This window comes from Streptomyces sp. SCSIO 30461 (assembly GCF_037023745.1).
Taxonomy (GTDB): domain Bacteria; phylum Actinomycetota; class Actinomycetes; order Streptomycetales; family Streptomycetaceae; genus Streptomyces.
This window is the reverse complement of record NZ_CP146101.1, coordinates 7,739,474-7,754,980: the sequence shown is the minus strand read 5'-3', so window position 1 is coordinate 7,754,980 and position 15,507 is coordinate 7,739,474. Positions and strand designations below refer to the sequence as shown.

The window sequence follows — 15,507 nt, the reverse complement described above, 5'->3', positions numbered from 1 at the left end:
ATTCGGCCCTGGAGCCTGCCGCTGGGGGACCGGGACCCTGCTCGTCGCCGGGTACTGGTAGAGGTACCCGACGCTGCCAGCTCGCCCGCTATTCGTCGTGTCGAAGTTGTCCGTCGAACGCATCACCGACCACCACCGATCCCGCTCCCTTCCCGCAGCCACTAGGCGGTTCGCGGACGCGGACCATGCGGTGGGAGATATTTGTGTTCCTCTGTCTAGACCCAATGCCGTTGACTTTAGGGATCCGGTGGCGGTTTCACGGCTGGGATGATCTTGACTGCTTGGTGTGACGTCCTGGTCGGCTGTACAGGTTTGGGACGGCCGGGGTTCCAGGCTGGGAACTTGGACATCTTGCGTTTGACCTGGCGTAGGACGGTCCGCAGCCGTCGGGGTGGGTTGATTTCCTGCCACAGCTCGGTGCAGAAGTGGGTGATCTCGGCGGTCAGGTGCTCAGGGGGGAAAAGCGCCGGTCAGCGAAGTGACGCTGCGGCGGGCGGCGCGCAGGGCGGCGGCGAAGGACAGTCGGTCGGGATCGATCGGGGTGGCGTGGTGGAGGGCTGCGGTGTGCATCAGGGACCGCAGTGCGGTGTGAACGGCCAGGTGCGCGTAGATCTCTTGCTCTACCAGGTCGGGGCTCTTGCTGGTCAGCACGTTGCCGGAGCCGATCTGGGTGGTCTTCCATTCGGCCAGGGTGGTCTCCGCTTCCCACCGCTCCGCGTACAGCGCGGCCAGTTCCCGGCCTGGGGCCGCGGTTGGGTCCATGAGCGTGGTGGCGAGTCGGTAGTGCTCGTCCGGGGCGCGGCCGGCATCGTCCAGGACGTACTCGACCACCCGGACGCGCACGTCCTGGACCGGTTGCCTGCTGCGGCCCCGGCCGCCGTGCACGGTGGCGATCCACGAACCGTCCGCGAGGACCTGTTCGGGTGTCAGTTTCCACAGCTTGGGCACCCGCCACAGCAGGTCGGCGCCGGTTGCCGCGAGCTGCTTCCACAGATGCACCCCGGGCAGGCCCCGGTCTGCCAGTACCAGCATCCCCGGCCGCAGGCTGCGGGCGAGCTCGGCCGCCAGGCCCCGTTCACCGGACCGGTAATGCCCGACCTCGGCATCGGTGACCACATGCGTCCCGGACTCGATCAGCGCCACCACCCGGGCCAGTGGGTACCCCGACGGTCCCCCCGTCCGGGCCGCCGGCCGACCCAACGCCTCCTCGTTGGCCGCAGTGTCGGCCACCTCGAGCGTGGTGCCGTCGATCGCCATCAACCGCAGTCCCCGCCAGAACGCCCCCGGCGTCGACTCGTCCGCCACTCCCGGCCCCACCTGTGCCAACAGCTCACGCAACGGGGCGACACCGAGGTTCTTCCGCGCCCGGAAAACCGCTGCCTTGTCCGGGATGCGCCACCCACCCCACCCGCCATCCCGCCGGGCCGGCTCCGCCAGCTTGCGCAGCACCTCCCGGTACGGATCCGGGGAGAACAACGCCTTGCCGAGCATGAAGTACACCATCAGCCGCGCAGGTAACAGCCGGACCCGGGCCTCCCGCGACTCCGTCTTGGACAGGACCACATCCACCAACTCCGGCGGATAAACCGCCGTCAGGTCTCCCAACACCACACGGTCCACCAGCCGAACAGCCACGGACACCACCCCCTGTATCCGTTGAACCACCATCAGCAACCTATGTCAACGGCATTGTGTCTAGACCGGGAGCTCGATTGGCCGCGGTGGGGGATGACCAGGCCGGTGCCTCCGGCAGCCGCTGCCCGCGATCCACGGACGCGTTTGCCGGCGGCGGCCTACGTGCCGGCCAGCTCCCGCGCCTTGCAGTCGTTCGAGGGCGTGTGATCCCGGGCAGCGACCAGGGTGCCTCCACTATCAGTACGCACCCAGGACAGCCCTTAGTCGATTTCACTAAAGGGCTGTCCCGGGAATGATCCATGGCATGCCGGTCGAACTGGCGGTCTCTTGGGCGACCCAGCCAGTTGAGGTGGCGCAGGGCGGGCGACTGTCCAGCACGTTGCGGTGGACGCGGCGAAGGCGTGCTCGAAAAGTACCGCGTGATCACACGCCAGCTACGGCGCCTCGTCGCATTGTCGAAATACGCGCCCAGCAGACTTCCGCGGGGCCCCGCAAGAGCCAGCATACTGAGGAGGGGTGCTCATATTACGGCACAGAACCTCTTTAGGAATCCATCAGGCGGTGGCATATCCATAAGCGATATCCTCTGCAGTCCCGTTGGAACCGTTCTGATGCCACGAGCGAATGGTCACACGCACACCTTCAGGGATGTTGTAAGAACCGGAACCATATACGCCGTCATCAGATCCAGAAGTGTCCCATGTAACGATCTGGTGATTTCCTGCAGAGTCAGACCAGTAGACGGAGCCGCCGGCACGGTGACCGTCGGATGCAGTGTCCCAGACTTTCCAGGAGTCACCATCGTGATAGAAGGACGTTTGTGCACGCCAGGTGCGGAGACCTGAAGAGTCCATATCTATGCTCACTGCCGACCCATTACTTCCAGCGTATGCCGGCGTACTTGCCAGCATCACGGCACCAACTGCAGCAAGCACTGTAATTACCTTTTTACTCTTCATTTTGACTCTCCCGTTTTGTTGATCCTGTGTGCCATTTGTTACCGCGAGGCGGCAGCAGGAAATCCGGTGCCCATTTCCTCTTAAATAGGGAGATGGTTCAAGAACCCTTTGGTGGGTGGACATGAATATGTCGTACAACTTGCGGAAGGGATTCGCTGGCGCACCAAAGGCTTGCCCTCGATGGCGAGATCATCTATTTGCCTCGAACCTATGCGTGTCGCCAGCTGCGTCCACGCTCAGGGGTCATGCCGAACTTGTCTGCCGGTGAGGAAGAAGCGACGCGCTGCCTCACGATTCGAAGAACATAGATGCCTGCTGACGTCATGTCAAGGCGGTTAGCGGGGCAGGAAACATGCCCGACAAGTCTGTTCTGTTAAGCAACAGAAGGGCTGACATCGAAATGACATTCAATCAACATGACCCACATGTAACTTACCTTCTGTGAAGCCCTTTGGGGGACAGAAGGAGTGGGAGGCTTTGATGAGTCTGGCTACTATTGATCAGTCGGAATTTGTCCTTTCGGCTGCAGATGCTCGGCAGATCTGGGATCTGTCCATTCGGGCCGCCGAGTTGCAGAGTGCTGAGGCCACCGAGGTGGCTGACCTGCTACTAGACATACCGAAGACAGTCCGTAATGGTTTGCTTCAGTTTGCTTCAGGGCGATCCCGCAAGGGCTACTTTCTCTTGAGCGGGCTGGAGATCGGGGATCTCCCTCCTACCCCCGACAAGCATGGCTCTACGGTGCTTGCAAGTCATGGAACCTCGGGCACGTTGAAGCTAGTCGCAGATCTGGTGGGCTCCCTGATTGGCTACCAGGATGAGAAGAACGGCGCGTTGATCCATGAGGTGCACCCGGTTGCGGGCGAGGAGAAGCGCATCGAGAACAGCGGTTCGGTTGCATTCGACTTCCACACGGAAAATGTGCATCACCCGCTGCGCCCCGACTTCCTCGGTCTGATCTGTCTGCGCCAAGATCACGACGGCGTGGCTGCTACGCGGGTGGCCTCCGTTCGCGAGGCGGCGGAGCTGTTGACGGGCGATCAGCAGGAGGTGCTGCGTTCTGCTCGCTTCACCAGCACCTATCCGACGTCATTTGCGCGGAATATTTCCGGCCCTCGCCCGACTGCCGGCCCTCACCCCGTCCTGTTTGGGCAGAACCGTGACCTGTTCATGCGGTTCAACTCCCACAACACCACGGCACCGGATGCCGAAGGTACCGCTGCCTTGCAGGCCTTCTCGGCAGCGCTGGAATCAGTCTGCCAGGATGTCATCCTTCGGCCGGGCGACCTCGTCCTCGTCGACAACCATATTGCAGCGCACGGGCGTTCCTCATTCACCCCCCGCTATGACGGCCAAGATCGCTGGCTTCGTCGTTGCTACTCGTTGCGGGCGATCCCGCGGTGGGCAGAGCAAATGATGCCAAAGAAGCGAGTAATTCCGGATCTAGCACGCATAACCGGGATCCTCTGAACGCGTGAGCATGAGCTCTTAAGAACATTGAATTGAGCGATGATGGAACTGTCACTGAATGTCATCGACGCGGCAGGGCTCATGGCGGTAGCTGCTGCTGCCGGCTGGGTGGATGCTGTAGTCGGTGGTGGCGGACTGTTGCTGATACCTGCGTTGTTGCTTGCGTTTCCTCATATGACACCTTCCGTCGCCCTGGGTACCAATAAGCTAACCGCGATAACGGGCACCGCGGTGGCCGCTGTCACGTACGGGCGCCGGACAAAGCTGCCTCGCTCTCTGGCTCTACCGGCGGCACTTATGGCGGTGCCGGCTGCAGGTTTCGGCGCTTTGACCGCCTCAGCAGTGCCAGATTCCTGGTTCAGGCCTGTGGTCATGGCACTACTCATCGGGGTGGCGGCGTTCGTCACGTTGCGCCCTAGCTTCGGATCCGTGATCGAGGACGCCGATGTCATCACCAGACGGCGGAGGCTGATGGCCGTAGCCTTTGCTGGCTGTGGCATCGGTTTCTACGACGGCGTGTTCGGGCCCGGTACCGGAACGTTCCTCATCATGATCTTCACGGGCTTGCTGTCCATGGAATTTCTACAGAGTTCGGCGCTGGCGAAGGTCGTGAACGTCGGGACGAACCTTGGCGCTCTCGTGGTCTTTGCTGCGAAGGGCGACGTCTTGTGGACTCTGGGTGCCGGCATGGCGGTCTGCAACATCGCGGGCGCCGCTCTCGGAGCTCGGACGGCGTTGAAGAGGGGCTCAGGCTTCGTCCGCTGTGTCCTACTCGTCGTGGTCACCGTGATGGTGTTCAAGCTCGCCATCGACCAGTTCGGATGAGGATGCCGCGCATATACGACTGCCAGGGCCGGTCCCTGCCAAACTCTGTCGAATTGGGCCAAGCGGGCGACCCCGGGCAGCTGCGCGCCGAACTCGCCGCGTTGCGTGCGGCCGGGGCCCCGCTGGCCGCACGCGAGGGTCGGCGGGTCCTCGCCCTCCACAGTCCTGGGGGCGATCACGAACGAACCGATCCTGGAGGGCCCGGGCTGCACGGCTTCGCCGCGACGCGCTGGCTCGCTCACACGCCCCTGCTTGCTGGCGTACTACGGTCCCTGCCAGCCACCCTGCGTTCAGTACGTCTGCTGGCGCTGGCTCCGGGAGCCGTCTTCACGAAGCTGCAGGTGGCGAAGAACGGCCCGCCATGGGGCCTGTGCCGCTTGCACCTGCCCCTGGTCAGCAGTCCCGGATCGCAGGTCGTCTTCGCTGACGGCAACAGTAAGTGGCAGCCCGGTTCGCTATGGTTCGTCGCTTCCTGGAGACAGCACGCCCTGGTTAACGGTACGGATGAGGAACTTGTCCATGCGGTGATCGATCTACATCACACGGCGTCCTTGGCCAATCTGTTTCCCTCAGACCTCCAATTCAGCCTACTCGGTCCCGCCGCACTCGAACGGAGTCCCGTGGCACCGCTCGGCCCCGATGAACTCCGCCGCTTCAGCTGCCGCTTCCCGTTGCCGGAAACCTTCATCAACTGGGAGCAGCCTGGGCACTTCTTGCCCCGTAGCGCGATGCGGCATGTCGTTCCAGCCGAAATCGTGCCTTACCGGGGCGAGCTGCGACTGATGGTGGCAGGACATCCGTTCTGCACGTTGGAACACCTCGGCCACGGCGAGTTCCGCATGTGCGGATGGAGCGAGGAACGCACCCTGCAGGTCCGGGAAGGGACCGGTGGTCCGGCTACCGTGGTAGCGCAGGCGCGTGAGGGTGCGAACTCCTACACAACAACCCTGCCCGCGGCGGTGGCTTAATGAGCCGAAAGCTCCGCCAATGCGCCGTCGAATCGCGCGAGCCGCGTCCTAGCACCGATCCGTTGGCACAGAGCTGCGCCCTCCTTCAACAGCGCCTCGGCCTGGGCGGGATGGTCCTCCGCGCGGTGAGCGGCAGCCAGACTCAGCAGCACCTCCAGTTCTAGGAGTGGGTCCTGGATCTCGCGAGCCATCGTCCGCGCGGTCTGGAGGCCTTCCCGTCCCTGCGCGGTGCGGCCCGCGCGCACGTCCACAGTGCCCAGTCCGAGCATGGCGGCGCACGAACCGCTGAGGTCGCCCAGGTCCGTGGTCGCTTCCAGTGCGCTGGTGTACAGCTCCAGCGCTAGGGTGAGATCCCCGCGGGCAGCAGCGAGGTCGGCGCGGGCCAGACGAACCTGTCCGGCACTGCGCCCCCGGAAGGATTCGGTCATGCGCTCCGCGTCGCGCAGGGCCGCCTCCGACTCGTCGTAGGCTCCCAACTCAAGGTGGGTCTGGGATATCCAGCGAAGCACCTGGGTCTGGGCCTCGAGATCCCCGGCGTCGGCGAGCGCGGGAAGGCACTCGCGCCACTGTGCCAGAGCCCTCTTTGTGTGTCCCAGGATACGGTCAGCACTGGCGACCTTGCGCAGCGCCAGGGCGTGCCCGTGCCGCTCACCTACCTCGGCAAACAACCAGGCGGACCGTTCCAGTAGAGGCGTCGCGACGTCGTAACTACGTCGGGTCAGATGCAAGTCTCCCAGCCCAAGGAGCAGTGCGGCTTCCCCCCGATGGTTGGCCTGGCGGCGTACGGCAGCCAGAGCGACTTCGTGCGTACGCTGCCAATCGTCGAAATGGAACCGCACGCTGAACAGGCAGCGTGCGGTCGCCGCCAGATCCCACGCGAGCTCGTCGTGGTCGTGCTCGGCAGCTCGAACGCACAACGCACTGAGAAGACTGCGATTCTCCTCATACCAGCCCAGGGGATCGGCTCCTGCGTACCCGACGACGTCCGCGGCCGCTGTGGGCCGCACATCAAGCGCGTGCACCACAGTGAAGTCGCCGCCGCACACCTCACGATGGGCCAGGTCGGCCAAGGCCAGTGCGGTCGCAGTGGCCCTGCGCAGGGCTGAGCAACGCTCCTCGCTCGGCTCACTCTCCGCCAGGCACTCTGCGGCGAACAGCCGTACGAGGTCGTGCAGGCGGAAGCGTACGTTCGTGCTCTCCGCGGGACTGACAACGTCCACTAGTCGGGCATCCAGAAGTTCTCCCAGGGCGTCCTCCGCCTCCAGGAGTGCATCGCCCAACAGGGGCGCGCACACCCACTCGGCAAAGTCGGCGCTGCCCAACAGCGCCAGCCTGCGGAACAACCGCCGTGCCTGTGGGCTCAGCCCCTGGTGAGAGAGTTCCAGGGTGCTGCGGACCTCAAGCCCCTCGTGCGTGAGCTCGTCCAGCCGTCGTCGCTCATCGGCTAGCCTGGCGGCCGCCCTTCGTAGAGGCCAGTGCGGCCGAGAAGCCAGCTTTGCAGCCACAATGCGCACCGCCAACGGGAGCCCACCGCAGTAGTCGACGAGTTCCCGTACGACGTGCGGTTCGGCCGCCAGTCGCTCCTCGCCCACCAAGCGGCCGAGGAGACGTCCAGCCTGACCGGGCTCCAGTACGCCCAACTCCAATATGCGGACGTTGGGAACCGTCGTCAGCCGCATCCGGCTGGTGACCAGAACAGCGCAGCTACCCGTGCCGGGTAGCAGAAGCGTGATCTGCCGGGCATCCTCGGCGTTGTCTAGGAGTAGGAGCATCCGCCGGCCGGCAAGGCGGCTACGCAGCAGCGCGGCGCGTTCGTCAGGAGAGTCAGGAATGGCTGGCCCGGACAGCCCCAGCTCCCGCAGAAATCGGCCCGCCACCTCATGGGCCGAGACCGGGGTGGTGCTCATGCCGCCGAGGTTGACGTATAGCTGACCGTCCGTGAACACCTCGCGCAGCTGATGGGCGGCGTGCACGGCGAGTGCGCTCTTCCCCGTCCCGCCCGGGCCTACAACGACGACCACCGGGGCGGTGGTGCTGTGGGGAACAAGTGCCGAGCGCAGGAACGACACCGCCTCCTCCCGGCCCACGAACTCCTCGATGTCCCCAGGTAGCTGGCTAGGCACGCGAGCGAACTCGCCGAGCGACGCCGAAGCTGCCACTGTCGTCGTCGGGAGAGGCGCTGCCGACTCGCTGCCATGACTTTGCGCAGGGACGGCCTCGGTGGGACGCCGGCGGACGGTCTCGTGAACACTGACGCCCCGCAGATTGCCGTCACCGGTCAGCACTAGCTGGAAGGCATGCCGCAGGTCCTCGCCGGGCATGACTCCCAGCTCGCGATCGAGGAGCTCCGCAGTGTCCTGGTACAGCTGGAGGGCGTCAGCTTGCCGACCGGACTCGGCCAACGCGCGCATCAGCTGAGCGCGCGGCCGCTCCAGCAGAGGGTGCTGTGCAACGAACGGAAACAGTTCGGTTATTACGTCCTCGTGCAGACCCAGCCTGAGTTGCAGGTCTGAGCACTGCTCGCGCAGGGCATAGTACTCCTCCTCTAGGCGGCGGATTTCCGGCTCCCACACCCGACAGGCCGAGCCCGAGAGGACCGGCCCCCGCCACAAGCCGATCGCCGACTTCAGCAGGGACAGGGCAGGGAGGTCCTCTCCGGCGGCATGCCGGGCTCGGGCTTCGGCCTGAAGAGTGCGGAACTCCATGAAGTCGATACGGACACGATCTCCAGGCATCAATTCGTATCCGGGGCGCCGCGTAGCAATGACATCGAACCCCACACCGCCCTGTCGGAAACTCCGGCGGAGCGAGGAGATACTTGCGGCGATTTGATTCGCCGGATCCGCCGGTAGATCCGACTCCCATATGCTTTCGGCAAGGTACTCGATGCTTACGCGCCGCCCTGCATTCAAGGCCAATGCGCCGAGAACGGACTTCGGGCGCGGCGCTGACACTTCAAGTATCTGCTGGTCAACACGCACCTCTAGGGCCCCTAGGATGCGGACTTCCAACAGGCCGTCCCCCGACGGCACTGCTGATGGCACTGGTCCTCCGTAAACTTTACATTACATTGAGTGACAGTAGTATCACGCGTCGCAGGCGGAATCCAGCATGTGTGACCTTGATCATTTGCTGAGGCAAGGGCACGCGTTGCGGCGCGGGGCGACCGAATAGCAATTGAAGCTGCCGGGATCGGGTCGCAGCGCGTCAGGCAAGGCCCTGTCGTGAGCAACCTCGCTCCGCGGGCGCCCCGCAAACTCCGCTACTCGTAGTGCCGTGGCGACCCTCGCCGCGCTGGCCTTCGAACCAGCCATCCGGCGCCGACGCGCGCCGCGCTTCGCGAACAGCATGTGAGCGGTGCGCCGCGGCACGGATGAACGGCGGATGACCCCATGTGTAGAGCGCTGTGGCCACTGCGTGTGCTCACCCTCAGGCCCGCAACGTGCACAGGCGTGGTGGAGTTGCCGACCTTGGTCTGATCGTGCCAGAACATTGGCAGGCCGCCGATGCAGCTCTTCCTTCCTGAACCGCAGATAGCCCCACCCGCCGCCCGGCCCGAACTCCACGCAGGGAGTCGAGCCAGAGTTCTCCAGGGCCGGTCGTCGTCGATGAATGCGGACTGGACGGCGTAGGTGTTCACCTCGAGCCACCAAGGGCAAGGCCGTGGCCCGTGCGCACCCTCCGGGAGGGTGCTCGTGCGAGGGTCGCCCTTGACCTGGTTCAGGTGCTTCTGGGCGTCGGCTTGGAAGGAAAGCAGGCACACCCGTTTGCGAGCCTCCGCCACACCGCTGTCGACAGGGGCGTCCACCTCACCCCGCCATTGTTGGTGCGCGGCCACCTTCACGCCCAGCGCGTCATTGAACACCCACCGTGCCGCACCAGCATGCCGGGATAACTCGTCCACCTGGGCTGGGGTGGGGCCCAGCGTGAACCAGAAGGCCTCGAAGACCCCTTGCTGCACTCCCCGCCCCCTTTCAACCACGCGCACAGGCCAGGTGCTTGAGACTGTAGAGCCCCCCTCTGACAATCGACCTGATCTGCGGTTGGCCCCCTGGCCCGGGGCCTCCACCTGAGGTGATTGCGTTGCTACGCCGCATCTTCGCTGGCCCCGCACGCCAGGTCGTCCCGACGCCCCTGCCCCGCGCCGCACAAGAGAATGACGGCACCGCGCCTCGGTGAGTGTGCAGTTCTCCGGGTCAGCCGCAGTCGTTGATAGCGGTGCCCTCGCAGCCAAGACCAAATACACCAATCAGTGACTTCAACGGCGACGGCCGGGACGAGGCACCGTCGCACGGCGTCTTGCCTCGCGCCCGTGGCTACGTCCACCCCGCCGCCTCCGCCGCAGCGACCGCAGCCATCTCAGCAGCCTCGGCCTTGGTGTTCAGCCCCTCGTCCCGCCCCAGGGCACTGCCGCCAGCTGCCTCCGCTGCGGCCAGCGAGGCCTGGAGTGCGCTTCGGTAGGCGGCCTCGGCTAGCTCCCCACCGTCGTCGTGAGCCTTTGCCACCTGGGCAGCAATCATGGCGGTAGCGGCGGCGTTGCGGGCGCAGCGTGCGTCGGCTGCCGGGTCGAGGGTGGTCTCGGCCAAGGCGTCGACGGCCTGGCGGGACAGGCGCAGCGCGTGGGCTGCTTTCGACGCCGGGCTGTTGGGGACGAGCTTGGCCTGGCTGGCGTCGACTCCGGCATGGCGGCACGCTGCCACAGCACGGTCCACCGCGCTCCGCGCACGGGCGCTGTGGCGGGCCCGCAGGGCTGTTTCAGCCGTGGCCGTTGGTTCCTGAGCCGTGGTGACTTCGGTGCCGTGGGGTGCGGTCATGGCCTCTCCTTGTCTCCCAAGAGCGCTCGTCGGCGGCAGGGTGGCATGCGTTCCCCGAACAGACCAGAGCGATGCAGCGACTGATTGACCGAGGCAACAAGATGCCGCTGTCTGGCCGGGCGTTACGGTTCGGGTGAGTCCCCGTAGAGAGGCAAGCGGATGAGCTCCCCCGTGTCAGAGGCAGTCGCGACTCTCGCGCAGCGGTACGTACGCCATGCTCCGCTCTCAGCCGGCAAGGCTTTTCTTGTCGGCCGGTACCTCAACCACCACCTTCAGGAGCACCCCCGCCGCCGCCTCACGCAGACGGAGTTCGGCGCTCGGGTCGCCGTCGACACCCAGGACCTCATCCAGCGGTACCTCTACCTGTTCGGGGTCTGGGAGCCACACATGACCGGCTGGCTGCGACGGCGGCTACGGCCAGGGGACACGTATATCGATGTCGGCGCCAATATCGGCTACTACACCCTCCTTGCTGCGCACCTCGTCGGGAACGGGGGACAGGTCGTCGCCGTTGAAGCGTCGCCGGTGTTCCACCGGTTGCTGCTGCGGAATGTCGCACTCAACGAGTACGGCAATGTCCGCGCGATCAACGGTGCGGTCTCGGACAAGGAGGAGACCCTGAAGTTCGTACTGGCCAGCTCAGCCAACATGGGAGCCAACAGCATCGTTCCCTACGAGGGGCAGGCCGAGTCGACCTTCGAGGCGGTGGCACGACCGCTGCCGGATCTTCTCACCGAGGATGAGATTCGGCGAGCCCGCGTGATCAAGGTCGATGTCGAAGGTGCCGAGGGAAGCGTCGTGCGGGGGATGTCTGCGATGCTGCCGCTGCTTCGGCCTGACGCGGAGATCACAGTCGAGGTGACACCTGACCGGATGGCGCAGTTGGGCGATTCCGCCGAGGAGCTGATGGAGACGCTGAGCGCGCACGGCTTTCACCCGTACCGGCTCGTCAACGACTACGCCCCGGAGACTTACCCGGCGGCGATCCACGGTGCCTCCCGAGTTCCGGAGCGGCTCCACGGATCCGTCACGGGCGAGAGCGATTTGATCTTCTCCAAGGTCGACGCCGAGACGCTCCCCTGACGCGCGGACGGCCCGGGAACTCCGATGCGCGGGTTTCCGGGCCGTCCGTTTTGTAGCGGCGTCAGCAGAAGGCCGAGACTGGCAAGTGCGGTCCGTCCTCGCCAGGCTCGGGAGCAGAGTTGCTCGCTGTCGGCAGGCGATGGCCGCGGCTCTCCGCCACGCGGAGGATGTCGCGGAGTGCCCCGGTCAGGTCGAAAGCCAGGAGGCGCAGTTCCCCGGTCTCGGCATCGTCGGCCGCCAGCACGTCCAGGGCGTGTTCCAGTAGTTCGGCGCTCAGGCCGAGTTGTACCGCCTCGGTGTTGTCGGCGAGGCGCGACAGGTAGCCGCCGTCGGTGGCGGGACTTAGGAAGCAGGGTTTGCCATCGGGCCCCGACCAGGGCAGAAGGCGCAGTTCGTTGTGGACGGTCATCCTCCCGTCCCCCTCTCTTCGCTCATGGTGTGGTGGGTGGTGAAGACGGCGTCGGCCCGGTCACCAGGAAGCACCAGGAGCGCCCCCTCGACCACCCGCCCGCCGGCGGCGACCGTCACGCGCTCGATCGAGAGCACGGCCATGGCGGTACTGATGCGCAGGGTCATCGCTTCCTCGTTGGTGGGGAGGCGGGCGCTGATCCTCTCCCGGACCTCGGCGAGAGGCGGGTGGGGTGCGATGCCGGAGACCAGGCTGTCGCCCTCAAGCGGTTCGGCGGCCTCGCGTCCGTCGTCCTGTGCCGTGTCGCCGGGTACATAGACCCGCCTCAGGCTGTGCGGGGATTCACCTTCGAGGCTGAGGTAGCGGTACTCGATCAGCGCGGCACCGGCCGGCACCTGCATGAGTTCGGTCAGGATTCCCCGGGCCTTCAACCTGGCCGTACGGACACTGACACGCAGACCTGCCGCCGCAGCGGCGTGCACGTCGGCCGTTCGGCTGCCGCCGACGTACGTGATCCGCTGGAGCGGCTGCCGGACGAAGTTCCCCAGGCCGTGGACCTTCTCGATCAGGCCTTCCCCCTGGAGGACCGCGAGGGCGTTCCTCAGGGTCGGGACGCTCACCGTGTAGCGCGATGCGAGCTGCGACTCCGAAGGGAGCCGATCCCCGGCCTTGATCCGGCCGGTGGAGATCTGGGCCCGCAGCTCATCGGCGATGAACTGGTGGCGATACGCCATGGAGTGGATCACCACCTTCTCTGTGTCCTCAGGGCGAGGAACTTGGTGCGGGGGTGCATGGTCAGCGACTCGCCCGACTCGAAGAGGAGTCGTTTGGCGCCGCCGGGCAGTTGATCGAGATCGATCACACGGCAGGGCCGACCGCCGACCTGGACGACGTCGCCGATCCGCACGCTGCGTGACGTGATCTCGACAGGGCCGGCTATGGCACCGGGCGTCAATCGGCTCACAGCGCCACCTCGACGGGCGAGCCGTGCTCATCCGCCCGGTGGCAGGGGCAGACGCATGACTCGTAGATCACAGGGACGCCTGCGGGCGCTTCGATCGGGTCCGATTGCGCGCACTCGGGGTGGACTCCGATCAGGCACGCACTCGACCGGTAGGGGGCGCTTCTCCCGTGCGTCATGTGCCGCGGCCGGGGCGCCATCACATCGCCTCCGCCAACACGAACCAGATGCCGGCTGCGTACCCCTCGGGGAGCAGCGTGGACATCCGGGTGACGCGCTCCTCGGCGGCCAGAACGTAAGGCCGGACGAGTGCGGTCTCCTCGCCCGCCAGGACGTCTTGGCGGCTCCCGGTCCGTGGCATCCGCGCTGTGGAGCAGTCGACACTGGCGACGTGAACAGCCTTCGGATCGGCGGGAGTTCCGGACCGGCGATGGCGGCCCTTCGAGCGGTACCGCTCACTGGTGCGAGAGACGGCACGGCGGATACGGTTGAACACGCTGATCAGCTCCTATCGCTGATGGCCAGGTCCCCGGACATCGCCCGTCGCGGGGACCGTCTTGTGTACGAGGGCCCATAAGGTGCGGCCGCTGAGGCTGCTGGCGAAGAGCCCGAACCGATCCGCCTTCGCCATCACATGCAGCACCTCCCGCCAGGACTCGGGAGGGAACGACTCCGGAACCTCCGCTTCGATCGACGTGTATCGGGTGTGGCGCTCAATGCGTGGGATGAGCCCGAGGGCGGACAACCGGGCGGCGATGGCCTCGGCGCTTACTTCCGAAGCGGACAAGGGGTCCTCCGTCGCCAGGCGATCACGTTGCGTCAAGCTAGTTAACTAGATTAGAGCTAGTGGACTAGATTTTCCATATGCCTGAGCAGCCGCCGTATCTGCGTATCGCCGACGTGCTCCGACAGCGCATCGCGGAAGGCGAGTGGACACCGGGGGACCGGCTTCCTTCCCGCGCCCAGATCGCACAGGAGTGCGGGGTGGGGGACAACGTGGTCCGCCGAGCACAGGAACTGCTGATCTCTCAGGGTGTCTTGGAAGGCCGGGCAGGCTCAGGGACGTACGTCGCCGAGCCCCGGCAGCGCGTGCGGGTGGTCCGTTCCTCGGCGCGTGAGGAACGCGGTGGCTCCCCGTTCCGGGCGGACATGCAGGCGGTCGGCAAGCGCGGCGACTGGGAGAGCCGGACCGAGGCGAAGATCCCCGCCCCTGCGGAAATCGCGGCGCGTCTCGGCATCGCCGAGGGAGATCCCTGTGTGCGCACCGATTACGAGTTCCTCGCCGACGGGCGGCCGGTGCAACTCTCCACAAGTTGGGAGCCGTACGAGCTCACCGGCGGGACCCTCATCGTCCTTCCCGAAGGCGGCCCGCACGCGGGGGCAGGCGTGGCGGACCGCATGGCGGAGATCGATATCACCGTGAGCCATGCCGTGGAGCAGCCGGAGCCACGGCAGGCGAACGCCGAGGAGGCGTCTCTCCTCGGCATCCAGAAGGCGTCGTTGGTCACGCACATCCGGCGGACGTACTACAGCGACGACGGGCGGCCGGTGGAAACGGCGGACATCGTCGTACCAGCGGCGCTCTGCGAGATCGTCTACGAGGTTCCGGTCCGCCACTGACCTTCGGCGGGGTAGCTCCACCCGAGGTCCGCGAGCGCGCGCGCCCTCGCCTCCACGACCGCCATGCGCGCGTCGCGCTCGGCTGCCTCCATATGGGAGGGCTGGCTCGTCGCCTGTCCAGGCCACTTGCGGTAGAGGAGACCCACCTCCGGGGAGAACCAGCCACGGCTCGTCGCGTTCAGGGCCATCAGCAGCCCGGTGTCCTCGGATGCCGGAAGCGCCATCCAACCTCCCAGGGCGAGGAGCAGGTCACGGCGCACGAAGAGGGTCGCCGGGTGCACCTGGGCGCGGAAGCCGTTCGCCTTCCAGTACTCCAGCACTTCGCCAGGCTCGATCGGGCCGGCGTCCGGGTCGCCCGGGAAACCGGCAGTCGAGCCGTCAGGCAGGAAGTCGAGCACGCGGGACGTCGCCCAGCCGATCGACGCGTCCGCTTCGAGCGCGGCCAGGTCGCGGGCCAGTGCGCCAGGCGCCAACTGGTCGTCGGCGTCCAGGACCTTGACGTATTCGCCGTCCGCGTGGGCCATGGCCATCATGCGTGCGACGCCGGGGCCGCCCGGCCGCCCCTGACGGAAGACCACGCGCTCATCACTGTCGGGGACGTGCGGGCTGACCTGGTCCGTCTTGCCGTCTTCCTGAATGACCCAGCGCCATTCCCAGTCGTCGGGGAGCTCCTGCTCGCAGATCGACTTGTATGCGTCCGGCAGGAACTGCGCCGACGGGACGTGGACAGCGGTGACGATGATGACGCGCCGGGCCACGGCAC

16 protein-coding genes are annotated in these 15,507 nt (G+C 66.0%); 5 read left to right on the top strand and 11 right to left on the bottom strand.

Going from position 1 to position 15,507, the window contains the following annotated elements; genetic code table 11:
• Nucleotides 1-450: 450 nt before the first annotated feature.
• A complete protein-coding gene (locus V1460_RS34840; protein WP_338672683.1) occupies nucleotides 451-1,635 on the bottom strand; it encodes an IS4 family transposase in 1,185 nt (394 codons plus the stop codon).
• Between the two features lie 554 nt (nucleotides 1,636-2,189).
• A complete protein-coding gene (locus tag V1460_RS34835; protein ID WP_338677578.1) occupies nucleotides 2,190-2,717 on the bottom strand; it encodes a hypothetical protein in 528 nt (175 codons plus the stop codon).
• A 357-nt stretch (nucleotides 2,718-3,074) separates the two neighbouring features.
• On the opposite strand from V1460_RS34835, the gene V1460_RS34830 reads away from it, so the two are divergent.
• From V1460_RS34830 to V1460_RS34820, 3 genes are read left to right on the top strand one after another with little or no spacing between them, the layout of a single operon-like run.
• Nucleotides 3,075-4,064, top strand: a complete 990-nt coding sequence (locus V1460_RS34830; protein WP_338677577.1) for a TauD/TfdA family dioxygenase — start codon at nucleotides 3,075-3,077, stop codon at nucleotides 4,062-4,064.
• Between the two features lie 39 nt (nucleotides 4,065-4,103).
• The gene (locus V1460_RS34825; protein WP_338677576.1) at nucleotides 4,104-4,889 is read left to right on the top strand and encodes a TSUP family transporter; all 786 of its coding nucleotides are present in this window, start codon (nucleotides 4,104-4,106) and stop codon (nucleotides 4,887-4,889) included.
• Nucleotides 4,886-5,857 (top strand): aspartyl/asparaginyl beta-hydroxylase domain-containing protein, encoded by a 972-nt coding sequence (locus V1460_RS34820; protein ID WP_338677575.1) that lies wholly within the window; start codon nucleotides 4,886-4,888, stop codon nucleotides 5,855-5,857. Before V1460_RS34825 ends, V1460_RS34820 begins: the two co-directional genes overlap by 4 nt.
• Here V1460_RS34820 and V1460_RS34815 read toward each other — a convergent pair.
• The 3 genes from V1460_RS34815 to V1460_RS34810 form a co-directional block, all read right to left on the bottom strand.
• On the bottom strand, nucleotides 5,854-8,592 hold the full coding sequence (locus V1460_RS34815) for a BTAD domain-containing putative transcriptional regulator (protein WP_338677574.1): 2,739 nt from the start codon (nucleotides 8,590-8,592) through the stop codon (nucleotides 5,854-5,856). The two genes, V1460_RS34820 and V1460_RS34815, sit on opposite strands and share 4 nt — an antisense overlap.
• Nucleotides 8,593-9,119: 527 nt before the next feature.
• Nucleotides 9,120-9,818 carry a helix-turn-helix domain-containing protein gene (locus V1460_RS36540; RefSeq protein ID WP_407077575.1) on the bottom strand — a complete coding sequence of 233 codons (699 nt, stop codon included), beginning with the start codon at nucleotides 9,816-9,818 and terminating at the stop codon, nucleotides 9,120-9,122.
• Between the two features lie 355 nt (nucleotides 9,819-10,173).
• The gene (locus V1460_RS34810; protein WP_338677573.1) at nucleotides 10,174-10,671 is read right to left on the bottom strand and encodes a hypothetical protein; all 498 of its coding nucleotides are present in this window, start codon (nucleotides 10,669-10,671) and stop codon (nucleotides 10,174-10,176) included.
• Between the two features lie 159 nt (nucleotides 10,672-10,830).
• On the opposite strand from V1460_RS34810, the gene V1460_RS34805 reads away from it, so the two are divergent.
• Complete coding sequence (locus tag V1460_RS34805) at nucleotides 10,831-11,754, top strand: FkbM family methyltransferase (protein ID WP_338677572.1); 924 nt, start codon at nucleotides 10,831-10,833, stop codon at nucleotides 11,752-11,754.
• Nucleotides 11,755-11,815: 61 nt separating this feature from the next.
• On the opposite strand, the gene V1460_RS34800 is transcribed toward V1460_RS34805, so the two are convergent.
• The 5 genes from V1460_RS34800 to V1460_RS34780 all read right to left on the bottom strand — a co-directional run bounded on the left by V1460_RS34800 (nucleotide 11,816) and on the right by V1460_RS34780 (nucleotide 13,911).
• The gene (locus tag V1460_RS34800) at nucleotides 11,816-12,163 is read right to left on the bottom strand and encodes a hypothetical protein (protein ID WP_338677571.1); all 348 of its coding nucleotides are present in this window, start codon (nucleotides 12,161-12,163) and stop codon (nucleotides 11,816-11,818) included.
• The gene (locus V1460_RS34795) at nucleotides 12,160-12,897 is read right to left on the bottom strand and encodes a GntR family transcriptional regulator (RefSeq protein WP_338677570.1); all 738 of its coding nucleotides are present in this window, start codon (nucleotides 12,895-12,897) and stop codon (nucleotides 12,160-12,162) included. The genes V1460_RS34800 and V1460_RS34795 overlap by 4 nt, the downstream gene beginning before the upstream one ends.
• A gap of 8 nt (nucleotides 12,898-12,905) precedes the next feature.
• Nucleotides 12,906-13,127 carry a hypothetical protein gene (locus V1460_RS34790; protein WP_338677569.1) on the bottom strand — a complete coding sequence of 74 codons (222 nt, stop codon included), beginning with the start codon at nucleotides 13,125-13,127 and terminating at the stop codon, nucleotides 12,906-12,908.
• Between the two features lie 196 nt (nucleotides 13,128-13,323).
• Nucleotides 13,324-13,620, bottom strand: coding sequence for a hypothetical protein (locus V1460_RS34785; protein ID WP_338677568.1), 297 nt, complete (start codon nucleotides 13,618-13,620; stop codon nucleotides 13,324-13,326).
• A 12-nt stretch (nucleotides 13,621-13,632) separates the two neighbouring features.
• Nucleotides 13,633-13,911, bottom strand: a complete 279-nt coding sequence (locus V1460_RS34780; RefSeq protein WP_338677567.1) for a hypothetical protein — start codon at nucleotides 13,909-13,911, stop codon at nucleotides 13,633-13,635.
• A 77-nt stretch (nucleotides 13,912-13,988) separates the two neighbouring features.
• Between V1460_RS34780 and V1460_RS34775 the strand changes: the two genes are divergently transcribed.
• Nucleotides 13,989-14,744 (top strand): GntR family transcriptional regulator, encoded by a 756-nt coding sequence (locus V1460_RS34775; protein WP_338677566.1) that lies wholly within the window; start codon nucleotides 13,989-13,991, stop codon nucleotides 14,742-14,744.
• On the opposite strand, the gene V1460_RS34770 is transcribed toward V1460_RS34775, so the two are convergent.
• Nucleotides 14,720-15,502, bottom strand: a complete 783-nt coding sequence (locus V1460_RS34770) for a glycosyltransferase (RefSeq protein WP_338677565.1) — start codon at nucleotides 15,500-15,502, stop codon at nucleotides 14,720-14,722. The genes V1460_RS34775 and V1460_RS34770 overlap by 25 nt on opposite strands.
• Nucleotides 15,503-15,507: the final 5 nt, after the last annotated feature.